We start from the raw sequence: 12,804 nt of genomic DNA on the forward strand, positions 1-12,804 counted from the left end.
ATTCGAGAGCAACCCGTTAGATCAGAAAAAGGAAAAAAGCCGATGGCTTCCAAATTTCTCAAGGAGTTTCGAGAGTTTGCCGTCAAAGGTAACGTCGTCGATATGGCGGTGGGCATCATCATTGGCGGTGCCTTCACGCTGATTGTTCAAAGCCTGGTGAAAAACATCTTCAACCCGGTGCTCGGGCTGCTCATTGGCGGCGTCGACTTCGCCAATTTCTACGTCGTGTTAAAGGAAGGGGCGACGCCGGGACCCTACGCCTCTCTGGGGGCGGCTCAGGAAGCCGGCGCCGTGACGCTGGACTACGGCCTGTTCCTCAACGCCGTGATCAGTTTCATCATCGTCGCGTTCGTCGTGTTCCTGTTGGTTCGCACCATCAATCGGCTCAAGCGCGAAGAAGCGGTCGCCCCCAAGGCGCCGACGGACAAGGCGTGTCCGCACTGCTTCATGACGATTCCGATCAACGCAACCAAGTGCGGCCACTGCACCGCCGATCTTCCGCTGGCGGAAGAGAGCCCGACAACCTGAATCATGCTGTTCGACGCGCATTGTCATCTGGATTTCGACAGTTTCGACGCCGACCGCGAAGCCGTTTTCGAACGTGCCCACGCGGCCGGCGTCTCGCGTTTCATGGTGCCGGGAACGACGCGGCGACGGTGGGAAAACGTGCTGGCATTGAGTGAGCGCGACGATGTCGTCGCGTCGCTTGGGCTTCATCCGTTCTTCCTCGACGAGCACGCCGAAGGGGACATTGAACGCCTGGCGGAAGCATTGGACCAGCATCCTCACCTGGTCGGTATCGGCGAATGCGGGATCGACACGCGATTCGAGGCCACGCTAGACCAGCAGTGGGCGCTGTTCGAGGCGCAGCTCCAACTGGCCAAGCAGCGCCGGATGCCGGTCATCGTCCACTGTGTGCACGCCGACGACCAGGTCGCCAAACGGCTCAGGCAACTCGATCTACCGGCCGGCGGGCTGATTCATGCCTTCGGGGGCAGTGCGCAGCAGGCCCGACGCTTTCTGGATCTGGGTTACACGCTGGGGCTCGGCGGGGCAGTCACCTACGACCGGGCGAAACGATTACACCGCGCCGTGCAGTCGCTCCCCGACGACGGATTCGTGCTCGAGACCGACAGTCCGGACATGCCGCTATGCGGACGTCAGGGGCAGCGCAACGAGCCATCCTGTCTTCCCCGAACATTGGACGCCGTCGCCGCGTTGCGAAGCCAGGAGCGAGACCGGATCGCCGCCAACGCCTGGGCCAATACGCGGCGACTGTTTCGGCTGGCCGCCGACTCATGAGTAGTTGAAAGACGTCTCACGAAGTCTAAGCGGCAACAACGCTTTCGGGATCGAGGCGCTCCAGCGGATAGGGCAGTTCGCGCAGCGTCAGCTTGCGATCATCGACGACGAGCCTGGATTCCTCGGACTCGCTGGTATTGAGCACCACCAGCAGATCGCAGACGGCCGCGTCGCCTGCAGGCGTGGCCTGAAAAACCTCGCCCACGCGCTTGCCTTCGGCGTTGCGGATCTCGCTGCCGATCTCGACTGCCGTGCCGCCCTCCAGGGTCGCGATCTGCAACCGCTTCTTGACCTGTCCGCGAAAATGCGTGCGCGCCACGATCTCCTGGCCGGTATAGCAGCCCTTGCGAAAACTGATGCCGCCCAGGGCTTCCCAGTTGATCATCTGTGGCAGCAGCGAGTCGCTGTGGGTCGCCGTGAGCCAGGCTACCCCGGCGTCGATATCCGCGCGTTGCCAGCTCGCATTGCCGACTGCGATGGCGTTGGGCTGCATCTGGTTCCAGATCGATACCGCTCGCGCCTGGGGCAGAATCATCAGCAGGCGTGACCCGGCGCCGGGGTGGCGCACTAGCACGGTGTCGTCCTGCTGGCTCATGTGCCAATCGATTTCGGACGGAGCGGGAAGCTGTGCCTCGTCGGGCAATGAGGGCATGGTGCCGAAGACGCCGATCAGCGCCAGGTCATCACGTGGGTTCAACGTCACCTTGTAGAACGGCGCATATTTGCCGAGCTGTGTCGCCAGCGGGGCGACCAGAGAAATATCCAGCAGTAGCCAGTAGCGCTCTGCGCCAACCTTGAGCAGTTCGGCGTTGGCGATCATGCGCCCCTTGGGCGTACAGAACGTGGTCAGCGGGGCGAATTCGCCGTTCGCATGCTCGACGTTGGCGCTGGTCTGGCCTTGGAGAAAGCGCGCCGCATCGGGGCCGTCGCATTCGAGAATGCCGAGATGGCTCAGCGGCGACAGGCAGCTTGGGGTAGCGCCCAGGGGGCTATCGTCCTGCGGAAACTGCCAGAGACGCTCGTCGACCTGGCGCCCGCCCGCTGCCGTGAGATGTGCCAGCCAATCGTTCATCCGGTCCCTCCATAAAGACATTGATGGCAGTCTATGCCTGATGCTGGCGTCAAGATGGTGTCGATCGCTCGCCATTGCAACATCGGCGATGGCGAACGGCGTGCTACGCTATATCGCTGGCTCGAACCTTTTCCCCGAATCACGGTTCTGGAAGCCCCTGTCATGAACTCAGTCATGAACCGAGTGTGACGTTATCGTGAGCTGACCGCCGTCAATTGTCAGCTGTGAAGTACTGATCAGAAAGCGCCGTTCGTCATACCGGCGTTCTGGAAAACATCGTGGAGAAAGCGGCATGGCCCGGATCAATCTGACCCTGAAAGGGGTCTCCACCCCGGAAGATCTCAATCGTGTCACGACGGCACTGATGATGATGGATGGAGTCGATACCGTCGATATTGGACTGGAGTGGGCGGAGATCGAGGGACGCGTCAGCCGAGAGTCGCTGATCAAAGCCGTCGCTTCGTTGAAGGCCGGCTATTCTGCTCAGTGATTTTGTCTTTCAGGAATGTGTCGCCCAATGACTGTGTTGTACAGCACCGTGCCGTCCGGCAATTGCCGCGCCGGCGAGGCATAGAAAGCAACGGAAAAACGGCCTGCCCTTGAATGATGGTAGTTTGGACCCTAATTAGTGACCATGAATAAACCTTTCAAGATTCACTCCAAGTATCGTCCCGCCGGTGATCAGCCGGCCGCCATCGAGGGGTTGATCCGCGGGCTGGGGGCGGGGCTTTCGCACCAGACGCTGCTCGGTGTCACCGGCTCCGGCAAGACCTTCACCATGGCCAACGTGGTCGAGAAACTGCAGCGTCCGACGATCGTGCTGGCGCCCAACAAGACGCTGGCGGCGCAGCTCTATGGTGAGTTCAAGAGCTTCTTTCCGGACAATGCCATCGAGTATTTCGTCTCCTACTACGACTACTATCAGCCGGAAGCCTACGTGCCGTCGTCGGATACGTTCATCGAGAAAGATGCTTCGATCAACGACCATATCGAGCAGATGCGGCTGTCGGCGACCAAGGCGTTGCTGGAACGTCGCGATGCGCTGATCGTGGTCTCGGTCTCGGCGATCTACGGGCTGGGCGATCCCGAGCAGTACATGAAGATGCGTCTGCACTTCAACCGCGGCGAGCAGATCGATCAGCGCGCGTTTCTGCGGCGACTGGCCGAGCTGCAGTACACGCGCAACGACGCCGATTTCCGGCGCGGGACCTATCGCGTGCGTGGCGATGTGATCGACGTCTTCCCTGCGGATGCCGAAGACGAAGGCGTGCGCGTGGAGCTTTTCGGCGACGAGATCGACTCGATTCGTCTGTTCGATCCGCTGACCGGGGAGGTTCGGGGGCAGGTGCCGCGCATGACGATCTATCCCAAGAGCCACTACGTCACGCCGCGTGACACCATTCTGGGTGCGATCGATTCGATCAAGCAGGAACTGGCCGACAGACTCGAGTACCTGCGCAAGCATGAGCGGCTGGTCGAAGCGCAACGCCTCGAGCAGCGCACGCTGTATGACATCGAGATGATGCTGGAGCTGGGCTACTGCAACGGCATCGAGAACTACTCGCGCTATCTTTCCGGCCGGGCGCCGGGTCAGGCGCCGCCGACGTTCTTCGACTATCTGCCGGACGACGCGCTGCTGTTCATCGACGAGTCCCACGTCAGCGTGCCGCAGGTCGGCGGGATGTATCGCGGTGACCGCTCGCGCAAAGAGACGCTGGTCGAATACGGGTTCCGGCTGCCGTCGGCGCTGGACAACCGACCCATGACCTTCGAGGAGTGGGAAGGCATCGTCCCCCAGACGGTGTTCGTCTCGGCGACGCCGGGGAATTACGAAGCCGAACACGCCGGGCAGGTCGTCGAGCAGGTGGTGCGCCCGACCGGTCTGGTGGACCCGCAGATCGAGGTGCGACCTGCCACGTCGCAGGTCGATGACCTGCTATCCGAAATTCGTCTACGCGTCGACGTCGGTGAACGGGTATTGGTGACCACGCTGACCAAGCGCATGGCCGAGGATCTGACCGAATATTTTGCCGAGCACGACATCCGTGTGCGCTACCTGCATTCGGACATCGATACCGTGGAGCGGGTCGAAATCATCCGCGATCTGCGGCTGGGCGAGTTCGATGTGCTGGTCGGCATCAACCTGCTACGCGAAGGGCTCGATATTCCCGAGGTGTCGCTGGTGGCGATTCTGGACGCTGACAAGGAAGGTTTCCTGCGTGCCGAACGCTCGCTGATCCAGACCATCGGGCGTGCCGCGCGTAATGCTCACGGCAAGGCCATTCTCTACGGCGATCGAATCACCGACTCGATGCGCCGCGCGATGGACGAGACCGAGCGCCGCCGCAACAAGCAGATCGAGCACAACGAACGCCATGGCATCACGCCGATGACCGTGACCAAGTCCGTGGCGGACATCATGGAAGGCGCACCAGCGCCGGGTAGTCGTAAAAGCGGTCGCAAGCGGACCGAACAGCTGGTGGCCGAGGCGCCGGGCGATTATACGCGTGAATCGCTGGCCGCCATGAATGCCACACAGCTGACCAAGGAGATCAGCAAGCTCGAGGATCGTATGCATGAGGCTGCGCAGAATCTCGAGTTCGAGCAAGCTGCGAAACTGCGCGATCAGCTGCAAACGTTGAAATCGCGGCTGCTGGAACTGGGCTAGATCGAGTCGGGACAAGTTGAAGCTGGGATCGCCGAAACCTGAATCAAGGATGATCGCGCCATGCCCGAAGGGCCGGAAATACGCCGCGTTGCGGATCGCCTGGGCAAAGTACTGGTAGATGTGCCGTTGACCCAAGTCTGGTTTGCCTTTCCCGAGCTGGAAAGCATGGCAGGGCGCCTGGCGAAGAGTCGGGTGACCACGGTCGACTGCTGGGGCAAGGCACTGCTGATCACCTTCGCCCATGGGCACGTGCTTTATTCTCACAACCAGCTTTACGGCGTCTGGCGGGTTCATCGTCGGGGGCGATCGCCGACGACGGGCAGGGTGCTGCGGGCGCGTCTGGTGGCCGGAGATCACACCGCCAGCCTTTACAGTGCCTCGGACATTTCGTTGTGGACTGCCGACACCTTGCGACAACAGCCGTTTCTGGCGCGCCTTGGCCCGGATCTATTGACGCACGATGTCACCGCCGAAGATATCGTCGCTCGCCTGTCGGAACCGCGTTTCGCGGGAAGAGGGCTGGGCGGATTGCTGCTGGATCAGGGCTTCTATGCGGGGATCGGTAACTATCTGCGGTCGGAAATCCTGTTCTATGCCGGCCTTGCGCCCAGAAATCGTCCTAAAACGCTCTCCGAGGCACAGCGGGAAAAACTCGCCGACTGCATTCTGACGACCATTCATCAGGCTTACCGCGAGGCGGGCGTGACCAATCGCCCGACATGGCGCAAACGCCTGCAACGGGAGGGGAAGCGCCGCAGCCAATGGCGCTTCGCCGTGTTCAATCGCGATAATCAGCCTTGTCATGCCTGTGGCGATCTCATTTTGCGAGAGACCATCGCTTCTCGCCGACTCTACCGCTGTCCGACCTGTCAGCCAGAATGACACCTGAGGTTTCGGATCGATAACATTGAATTTTATACCGTTATCTAATTTACAACTCTATCTCGAACAACTGCCAATTCACGTTCGCTAGGGTATGATTGGCGCCCTTGAAGTTACCGACCGTCGGGCAATCGATCCGTTGGCAGTTACCGTGACCAGTCAGGAGACCAGTAATGACCGTGATCCGTCAGGAGGATCTCATCCAGAGCGTGGCCGACGCGCTGCAGTACATCTCCTATTACCATCCCAAGGATTTCATCGATGCCATGCACGCGGCCTATCAACGGGAAGAAAATCCCGCCGCGCGTGATGCGATTGCCCAGATTCTGATCAATTCCAGAATGTGTGCCACCGGTCATCGCCCGATCTGCCAGGACACGGGCATCGTCACGGTCTTCGTCCATGTCGGCATGAACGTGCGTTGGGAAGCGGACATGAGTCTCGACGACATGATCAACGAGGGCGTTCGTCGCGCTTATTTGCTGCCCGATAACGTCCTGCGCGCATCGGTGCTGGCGGACCCCGACGGCAAACGTCAGAACACCGGCGACAACACGCCGGCCGTCATCCATCACAAACTGGTACCGGGTGACACGATCGAAGTGCACGTTGCCGCCAAGGGTGGCGGTAGCGAGGCCAAGTCCAAGTTCGCCATGCTCAATCCCTCCGACAGTGTCGTCGACTGGGTGCTGGAACAACTGCCCAAGATGGGCGCAGGCTGGTGTCCGCCGGGAATGCTGGGTATCGGCATCGGCGGGACCGCCGAAAAGGCGATGGAACTGGCTAAGGAAGCGCTGCTGGATCCGATCGACATTCAGGCGTTGCAGGCTCGCGGTGCCGCCAACCGTGCCGAAGAGCTGCGTCTCGAGCTGTTCGACAAGGTCAACCGCAGCGGTATCGGCGCGCAAGGGCTGGGTGGCCTGACCACGGTACTCGATATCAAGGTCAAGGATTACCCGACTCATGCCGCCAACAAGCCGGTGGCGATCATTCCCAACTGCGCCGCGACCCGGCACGTTCACTTCGGCCTCGACGGCAGCGGGGCGGCGGTACTTCCGGCCCCCAAGCTGGACGACTGGCCGGAGATCACCTGGGAAGTGGGTGCAGGGGTTCGACGCGTCAACCTCGATGAGATAACACCGGAAGCGGTACGTGAATGGCAGCCGGGCGATACCGTACTGCTCTCCGGCAAACTGCTGACGGGCCGCGATGCCGCCCACAAGCGCATGATCGACATGCTGGCGAAGGGTGAGAGCCTGCCGGTCGATCTCAAAAACCGCTTCATCTATTACGTCGGCCCGGTCGATCCGGTTGGCGAGGAAGTCGTGGGGCCGGCCGGTCCCACGACCGCAACGCGCATGGACAAATTCACCCGCACCCTGCTCGAGGAGACGGGATTGCTGGGCATGGTCGGCAAGGCGGAACGGGGTCCGTTGGCGATCGAGGCCATCCGCGACAATCAGGCGGTCTATCTGATGGCGGTCGGTGGCGCGGCGTATCTGGTGGCCCAGGCGATCAAGAAAGCCGAAGTCATTGCCTTCGACGACCTGGGGATGGAAGCGATCTACGAGTTCGAGGTCGAGGACATGCCGGTCACGGTTGCCGTGGATCATCTCGGTACTTCGGTCCATCAGACCGGGCCGGCCAAGTGGAAACAGATCATCGCCGAGCGCGTCTGATCTTCCGGGATCGGACCAAACCGTCGGCTGCCGGCGATGGATCCCGCTCGAGGCGCTGGCCATTGAAAGTCGCAATACGGATAAAAAGGAGAGTCCCGGTGGGGCTCTCCTTTTTTCGGTATGATATTGGTTAGCTTGGTGATTTAAGCGGGAGAGCGGCAATGGGGCAGAGTGAGAGAAAGGGCGGGGAAAGATGGCAGACATGAGCTGGCTGATCGGTATGTTTCTGTTCGTATCCCATGTCGCCGGCATCATCACCGCGGTGGTAGCGCTGATGTCGAGTCGCACCTCTCAAGGGGCGGTCGCCTGGATCGTTACCCTGGTCAGCTTTCCCTACATTGCGGTCCCGATCTTCTGGACGTTCGGTAGGCCTCGATTCTATGGCTACGTCTCCGCGCGGGGTGAGCGCGATACCGTGCTCCGCCAGGTACTGCAGCGGTATCGTCCGCATATGGAATCCTACGTGTCCCGGCCCGAGGCCGTCAGCGGACGCATTCGCGCCGTCGAGGCATTGGCGAAGATGCCGATGACTCGCGGCAACCGGGCGGATCTGCTGATCGATGGCCAAGCCACGTTCGATAGTCTGTTCGAAGGCATCGATCGAGCCGAAGAGTACATCCTGGTTCAATTCTTCATCGTCCGCGCTGACGAGATCGGTATGGCTTTCAAGCGCAAGCTGATCCATCAGGCCGAGCATGGCGTCAATGTCTACTTTCTGTACGACGAAATCGGCAGTCGTGGACTCCCCGGCGGATATCTGCGCGACCTCGAAGAGGCGGGAGCTCGCGTATCGGCGTTCAACTCTTCGCGTGGCTGGCGACATCGCTTCCAGATCAATTTCCGCAACCATCGCAAGATCGTGGTGGTCGACGGCCGGGAAGGCTGGACCGGCGGTCTCAATGTCGCCGACGAATATCTCGGCCGGGTCGAGCGGTACGGTCAATGGCGTGATACCCATCTCAAGCTCCAGGGGCCGAGCGTGTTGGCCCTACAGGAGGCTTTCTGGGAAGACTGGTACTGGGCGACGGGGGATATTCTGGCACTGGGCTGGAAGCCTCAGCCGGCGCCCGGGGCGTCACAGCATGTGGCAATCGTGCCCTCCGGGCCTGCCGACGGTCGGGAAACCGCCAGTTTGCTGGTTCAGCATGCCATGCACGGTGCCCGACACCGACTCTGGGTTACCAGTCCGTACTTCGTGCCCGATCACGGTGTGCAGGATGCACTGGTCCTTGCTGCCTTGCGCGGGGTGGATGTTCGGGTGCTGATTCCCGAGCGTCCGGATCATCTGCTGGTCTTCCTTTCGGCGTTTGCGTTCCTGCCGGAAATGATTCGGGCAGGGGTAAAAATATACCGTTATCAACCCGGATTTCTACATCAAAAAGTCCTGCTCGTGGACGACCACACAGCAATGGTAGGAACCGTCAATCTCGATAATCGGTCTTTCAGGCTCAACTTCGAAGTGACAGCCTATATTCCCGACAAGGCATTCGCTACCACGGTCATCGATATGCTCGAGCAGGATTTTGCCAATAGTCGGCAAGTCAGCCAGCGCGAGCTTTCCGACCGACCGTTATGGCGCAAAGTAGTATCGCGGGCCACCTATCTGCTGTCGCCCATCCAATGACGAGACAACGTATTTTGCACTCATGGCACGAGATATCGCATCGCAGATCGTGCACAGATCGCGCCGAGACTAGAGATGTCAGGGGGCTTCATTGAATCTGGAAACCAAATGGCTCGAGGACTTCGTCGCCTTGTCCAACACGCGCAGTTTTTCGGCCTCGGCGCGCCAGAGACATGTGACGCAGCCTGCCTTCAGTCGGCGCATCCGCTCGTTGGAACAGGCGGTCGGGGCGACGCTGGTAGATCGTTCGACAACCCCTGTGAGTCTGACGCCGGAAGGACAGCTCTTTCTGGTGACCGCGAGAAACATGGTTGAGCAGCTCAGCGATAGCCTGGCCCATCTCCGCGGTCTGGCGATGGACAACGAGGCCCTGGATATCGTTGCCGCACACTCGCTGGCGCTGGCATTCTATCCGCCCTGGATATCACGCCTGCAAAAGGGCGTCGGCGAGCTGCCGACGCGCCTGGTGGCGATGAACGTCGGCGATGCCATTCATGTGCTGCGCGAAGGCAATTGCGATCTGATGCTGGCGTATCACGATCCTTACGCCACCATGCAGCTGGACGCCGAGATATTTCCGTCGTTCTCCATCGGCCAGGTCAAGATGGTTGCGGTCAGCGTGCCGGACGCCGACGGCGCGCCGAAATTTTCGTTCGATGATGAGGGGGCGATTCCTTTTCTCTCCTACACACAAGGCGCCTTTCTCGGTCGCAGCGTACGGATGCTGCTCAAGAACGAGCCGGGACGCATGCGCCTGAAGACCGTCTACGAAACGGCCATGGCCGAAGGGCTGAAAGGAATGGCGCTGCAGGGATTTGGTCTGGCCTGGATTCCGGATTTCTGTATTCGTGACGAACTGGCCAACGGCAGGCTGGTTCGCGCGGCTGCCGAAAACTGGGACATCCCGCTGGAAATTCGCCTCTATCGCTGCTCGCTGGTGCACAAGCCCGGGGTCGAGAAACTCTGGCGGCGCATGATGAAGCTCCCCAGCGATTTCTTGCGTGCATGAGTGATATCAGCAGCGCCTCAGGCAGGATATCGCCGGATTGTCGTCTAGACTGCTGATAACTCGAGAAAGCGTCATTGCCGATCGATTTCTCCAGGTGTGCTTCTGCCACGGACGGTGGCAGCCAGCAACGAGGAGTCCAACTATAAGGAACGCTACGTGAGAGCTTCTTTTTCCAAAGTCGTCCCTTTCCTGAAGTACTGGACTGCCATCGTGCGCGATTCGATCAAGCTTTGGCTCGATCGCAACGCCTTCAGCTATGCCGGATCGCTGGCCTTCTACACGCTGTTTTCCTTGGCACCCACTATCATTATCGCCGTCACGGTCGTCGGGCTGTGGCTGGGCGAGGACGCCGCTCGCGGCGAAATCGCGACTCGCCTGCAGGACACCCTGGGTCCAGCGGCGGCCACCGCAATCGAAGATGCCGTGGCGCAGTCCAGTATTCAGGCTTCCGGCATCCTGCCCACACTGGCCGGTATCGTCACATTGGTGATCGGGGCCACTACGGTCTTCGGGCAGATGCAGTTTTCGCTCAATACCATCTGGGGCGTAGCGCCCAATCCCGATCGCAACAGCATCGTGCTGTTCGCCAAGAAGCGCCTGCTATCGATGGCAGTCGTACTGGCCATCGGCTTCGTTCTGCTGGTGTCGCTGGTGCTGGGCGTCATCCTGAGAACGACGTTCAGCTACGCGGGAGACTGGGTGCCGGGGAGCGCCTTCCTGCTCGATGGAGCGGAGTTCCTGTTGTCCATCGTCGTGGTGACACTCTTTTTCGCGGCGATCTTCAAGGTGCTGCCGGACGTGGTGCTGTCTTACCGCGACGTGCTGCTCGGCGCTCTGGTAACGGCAGTACTGTTCATCATCGGCAGGAATGCGATTGCGGCTTATCTGGCCCATACCGCGACGGCATCGACCTACGGTGCCGCCGGCTCTGTGGTATTGGTGCTGCTATGGGTCTATTACTCATCGCTGATTCTACTGTTCGGGGCGGCGTTCACGCGTACTCACACTGTCGCCAAGGGGCAGCGTATCGTTCCGCGTAACACGGCGGTACTGATTCGCCATGAAGTGATTCGAAAGGAGACACCGGATGACCCATCGAACGATCAAGGCTTGGGTGAGCGGAAGAGTTCAGGGCGTCAGCTATCGTGAGCACGTGCGGCGGCATGCAGAGCGCTGGGGTATCACCGGTCATGCGCTCAATCTCGAGGATGGGCGTGTCGAGGTCGTCGCCTGCGGCGAAGCGACCGCCGTTGCCGAACTGATCGACCGGCTGTGGGAAGGCTCCCCGGCGGCGGACGTCAGCGACGTCAGCGTCGAGGAAGCGACGCTCGTTGCACCGGCAAGTTTCACGACTCACTAGACTCACGAGTCGCTGAACCCACGGCTACTCGACTTTACCAATCAACCGTCCGCGATTTGGTAAAGCCACCGGCCCCGTCCGATCGTCGACAGTGATCGGGCGGGCCCGGGCAGGACTGATTCGGCCGAACCGAGCAGAGCCGAAACAGTTCAAGATGACGTATGAGCGGTGGGCCAGGGCGATGTATGAGTGGCGGTTCAGGGCGACCTCTGCGTCGTCAGCGTCTCGACGATCCAATCGATCACGCCCGGGCCGTTGGCATTCATGCAGACATCCGCCGGCGTGCCGTGGGACCAGCGTGGATCGACGAATTCGCGTGACTCCGGCGCCATTAATGTCTGTCCTTCGGCCAGGCCATCGGTCACCACGCTCAAGTATCCCCGTTCGACGCTGAACAGATCGGGACGCAGCAGCCAGACTAGCGCGCAGCTATCGTGCGGGCAGCAGCCGTCGATGCCCAGCGCCTGCTGGTAGAAGTTTCGGTAGAACGCGTAGCTTTCACCCAACACCTTCCCCAGCGCGCCTTGAGCCTCGACGATCCGCGCCATGCTCCGCGGATCCAGCACGCAGCGGTGAGTCGCATCCAGCCCGACCAGCGTCAACGGCCAGCTCGCTTCCAGCACTTTGGCAGCCGCGTGCGGGTCGTTGAAGATGTTGGCTTCGGCCACCGGCGTCACATTGCCGCCTTCCCGGATCGACCCGCCCATCACCACGACCCGTTTGACCTTGTCGACCAGGCCGGGATCGAGCTGCAACGCGGCGGCGAGATTGCCCAGCGGGCCGACGGCAACCAGCACCACCTCGCCGGGGCGGGCGTTGACCTGATCGACGATGAACTGCGCCGCACTCTGCTTCAGGGCGTGAGTCTCGATAGGCGGCAGTAAAATATCGCCCAGGCCGTTGTCGCCATGAATATGGCCCGGCGGCGGGTTCTTGGTCTTGACCAGCGGCCCGGCGGCGCCCTGGGCAACCGGAATCGACTGCCCGGCCAGTTCGGCCAGCAGCAACGCATTATGGGTCGCGACTTCGATAGTGACGTTGCCGAAAGTCGTTGTCAGACCCAGCAGTTCGATGTCGGGATGGGCGAGGGCGATGGCGATCGCCTGCGCGTCGTCGACACCCGGATCGGTATCGAAAATAATCGGAGTTGGCATGATGAATTCCTGCATGGCAATTCAGTTGGCATGACCGGACGCAAGACCGGTCAC

General features: G+C 60.8%; 12 protein-coding genes. 10 read left to right on the forward strand and 2 right to left on the reverse strand.

Going from position 1 to position 12,804, the window contains the following annotated elements; all coding sequences use genetic code 11:
• Nucleotides 1-42: 42 nt before the first annotated feature.
• Nucleotides 43-528 (forward strand): large-conductance mechanosensitive channel protein MscL, encoded by a 486-nt coding sequence (gene mscL, locus ACUN9V_RS15245; RefSeq protein ID WP_445512015.1) that lies wholly within the window; start codon nt 43-45, stop codon nt 526-528.
• A gap of 3 nt (nt 529-531) precedes the next feature.
• On the forward strand, nt 532-1,302 hold the full coding sequence (locus ACUN9V_RS15250) for a TatD family hydrolase (RefSeq protein ID WP_445512016.1): 771 nt from the start codon (nt 532-534) through the stop codon (nt 1,300-1,302).
• Between the two features lie 25 nt (nt 1,303-1,327).
• Here the strand turns inward: ACUN9V_RS15250 and ygfZ are convergent, their stop codons facing one another.
• Complete coding sequence (gene ygfZ / locus ACUN9V_RS15255) at nt 1,328-2,374, reverse strand: CAF17-like 4Fe-4S cluster assembly/insertion protein YgfZ (RefSeq protein ID WP_445512017.1); 1,047 nt, start codon at nt 2,372-2,374, stop codon at nt 1,328-1,330.
• 292 nt (nt 2,375-2,666) lie between these two features.
• On the opposite strand from ygfZ, the gene ACUN9V_RS15260 reads away from it, so the two are divergent.
• The 8 genes from ACUN9V_RS15260 to ACUN9V_RS15295 all read left to right on the forward strand — a co-directional run bounded on the left by ACUN9V_RS15260 (nt 2,667) and on the right by ACUN9V_RS15295 (nt 11,596).
• Nucleotides 2,667-2,864 (forward strand): heavy-metal-associated domain-containing protein, encoded by a 198-nt coding sequence (locus ACUN9V_RS15260; RefSeq protein ID WP_445512018.1) that lies wholly within the window; start codon nt 2,667-2,669, stop codon nt 2,862-2,864.
• Nucleotides 2,865-3,008: 144 nt separating this feature from the next.
• Complete coding sequence (gene uvrB, locus ACUN9V_RS15265) at nt 3,009-5,042, forward strand: excinuclease ABC subunit UvrB (protein WP_445512019.1); 2,034 nt, start codon at nt 3,009-3,011, stop codon at nt 5,040-5,042.
• A 60-nt stretch (nt 5,043-5,102) separates the two neighbouring features.
• Nucleotides 5,103-5,924: an endonuclease VIII gene (gene nei, locus ACUN9V_RS15270; RefSeq protein WP_445512020.1), complete on the forward strand. Its 822-nt coding sequence runs from the start codon at nt 5,103-5,105 to the stop codon at nt 5,922-5,924.
• Between the two features lie 173 nt (nt 5,925-6,097).
• Nucleotides 6,098-7,603 (forward strand): fumarate hydratase, encoded by a 1,506-nt coding sequence (locus ACUN9V_RS15275; RefSeq protein WP_445512021.1) that lies wholly within the window; start codon nt 6,098-6,100, stop codon nt 7,601-7,603.
• Nucleotides 7,604-7,796: 193 nt separating this feature from the next.
• Nucleotides 7,797-9,227 carry a cardiolipin synthase gene (gene cls, locus ACUN9V_RS15280; protein WP_445512022.1) on the forward strand — a complete coding sequence of 477 codons (1,431 nt, stop codon included), beginning with the start codon at nt 7,797-7,799 and terminating at the stop codon, nt 9,225-9,227.
• Nucleotides 9,228-9,318: 91 nt separating this feature from the next.
• Nucleotides 9,319-10,236, forward strand: a complete 918-nt coding sequence (locus tag ACUN9V_RS15285) for a LysR substrate-binding domain-containing protein (protein ID WP_075563823.1) — start codon at nt 9,319-9,321, stop codon at nt 10,234-10,236.
• A gap of 156 nt (nt 10,237-10,392) precedes the next feature.
• On the forward strand, nt 10,393-11,385 hold the full coding sequence (locus ACUN9V_RS15290) for a YihY/virulence factor BrkB family protein (RefSeq protein ID WP_445512023.1): 993 nt from the start codon (nt 10,393-10,395) through the stop codon (nt 11,383-11,385).
• Complete coding sequence (locus ACUN9V_RS15295; RefSeq protein WP_075563824.1) at nt 11,324-11,596, forward strand: acylphosphatase; 273 nt, start codon at nt 11,324-11,326, stop codon at nt 11,594-11,596. Before ACUN9V_RS15290 ends, ACUN9V_RS15295 begins: the two co-directional genes overlap by 62 nt.
• Before the next feature lie 197 nt (nt 11,597-11,793).
• On the opposite strand, the gene ACUN9V_RS15300 is transcribed toward ACUN9V_RS15295, so the two are convergent.
• Entirely contained in the window at nt 11,794-12,750 is a 957-nt protein-coding gene (locus ACUN9V_RS15300; RefSeq protein ID WP_445512024.1) for a nucleoside hydrolase, read from the reverse strand.
• Nucleotides 12,751-12,804: the final 54 nt, after the last annotated feature.

The sequence above is a fragment of the Salinicola sp. V024 genome, assembly GCF_052645315.1.

What these genes read in the sequence shown, in the direction of transcription:
- mscL (WP_445512015.1), top strand. Translation starts at nt 43, where the DNA reads ATGGCTTCCAAATTTCTCAAGGAGTTTCGAGAGTTTGCCGTCAAAGGT.
- ACUN9V_RS15300 (WP_445512024.1), bottom strand. Translation starts at nt 12,750, where the DNA reads ATGCCAACTCCGATTATTTTCGATACCGATCCGGGTGTCGACGACGCG.
- ygfZ (WP_445512017.1), bottom strand. Translation starts at nt 2,374, where the DNA reads ATGAACGATTGGCTGGCACATCTCACGGCAGCGGGCGGGCGCCAGGTC.
- ACUN9V_RS15295 (WP_075563824.1), top strand. Translation starts at nt 11,324, where the DNA reads ATGACCCATCGAACGATCAAGGCTTGGGTGAGCGGAAGAGTTCAGGGC.
- ACUN9V_RS15250 (WP_445512016.1), top strand. Translation starts at nt 532, where the DNA reads ATGCTGTTCGACGCGCATTGTCATCTGGATTTCGACAGTTTCGACGCC.
- ACUN9V_RS15260 (WP_445512018.1), top strand. Translation starts at nt 2,667, where the DNA reads ATGGCCCGGATCAATCTGACCCTGAAAGGGGTCTCCACCCCGGAAGAT.
- nei (WP_445512020.1), top strand. Translation starts at nt 5,103, where the DNA reads ATGCCCGAAGGGCCGGAAATACGCCGCGTTGCGGATCGCCTGGGCAAA.
- ACUN9V_RS15275 (WP_445512021.1), top strand. Translation starts at nt 6,098, where the DNA reads ATGACCGTGATCCGTCAGGAGGATCTCATCCAGAGCGTGGCCGACGCG.
- uvrB (WP_445512019.1), top strand. Translation starts at nt 3,009, where the DNA reads ATGAATAAACCTTTCAAGATTCACTCCAAGTATCGTCCCGCCGGTGAT.
- cls (WP_445512022.1), top strand. Translation starts at nt 7,797, where the DNA reads ATGGCAGACATGAGCTGGCTGATCGGTATGTTTCTGTTCGTATCCCAT.